The 1,106-nt window shown below is 35.3% G+C and carries 1 protein-coding gene; it reads left to right on the top strand.

Going from position 1 to position 1,106, the window contains the following annotated elements; genetic code table 11:
* Nucleotides 1-306: 306 nt before the first annotated feature.
* The coding region (locus JOC47_RS15255) for an IS110 family transposase (protein ID WP_204703292.1) at nucleotides 307-1,106 on the top strand (800 nt) is incomplete at its 3' end.

Raw genomic sequence — 1,106 nt, 5'->3', positions numbered from 1 at the left:
CTTTGATATGATATAATTATTTGTAGCGAGGTGGAGTATCTCTGCGACTCCTATCTAGGAGTAACGCTCTAACATTGAGATCTCTACCTCGTTTTTTAGTTTTTTGAAATTGCTAATTATAGGAGTGGGTTAGTCTTTTTCACTCCTTGCGACTTCAGTTAATTCTGAAGTAACGCTTTATATAAGACTGACCCCCACTCCTTTTAATCATCAGAGGCGGTCAATAGGACGCTGCGAATCAACGCTTCTACAATAGGACTCGCCTGATGATTAATAATAAATCATTCTCTACAGGAGTTGATTAAAATGGATTATCAAAACTATCTCTTCGTTGGTGTTGACACCCATAAGAATCAACATACTGCTGTAGTTATTAATTGCTTTCATCAAAAGTTAGGTGCTGTGCAAACACCTAACAATCCCAACAAGTTCAACGAATTTATTCAAGACCTTAAAAGCTTTGTATCTAACCAAGAGACACTACTTTTTGGCTTAGAAGATACTAAAGGTCTTGGCCGCTCTTTAGCTCAATGGTTAGTTAATCAGGACTATCAAGTCAAAGAAGTTAACCCTGCTTTAACTAAACGAGAAAGAAAGCATAGTGCTAACCCTGATAAATCTGATCCCATTGATGCTGAAGCAGTCGCCAATGTCTTACTAGCTGATTGGGAAAATCTACCCAAAGTGCGCAAAGACGCTAATTTTAAAGCAATTAAAGAACTAAACAATTATTATCAAAGTTTAATTAAACAACGCACACAAATCAAAAACCAATTGCATGAACTTGTTCATAAGCAATATCCTAACTATAAAAAATTCTTTAGTAACCCCTTCAGTGGTAAAACTGCATTGGCTTTTTGGGAAGAATTTTCTCATCCTTCTCAATTGCAATACTACGGCGAAAAAAGGCTACAAAAGTTCTTGAAAAAACAAGCTAAAAGCATTCCTAATAACAAGGCTAGTAAAATACTTTCATTAGTTAATAAAAAGCAGCCTAAAGATGTTTCTAATACCACTAGAAGTGCTCTTATCCCTCAGCTGATTAATCGCCTTAAACTTATCAATCAACAGATTGAAGAAATCAAAGAACAATTAGCTGAAAAAAT

This window comes from Halanaerobacter jeridensis (assembly GCF_016908315.1).
Taxonomy (GTDB): Bacteria; Bacillota; Halanaerobiia; order Halobacteroidales; family Halobacteroidaceae; genus Halanaerobacter; species Halanaerobacter jeridensis.
This window is presented reverse-complemented; position numbering and strand designations above follow the sequence as displayed.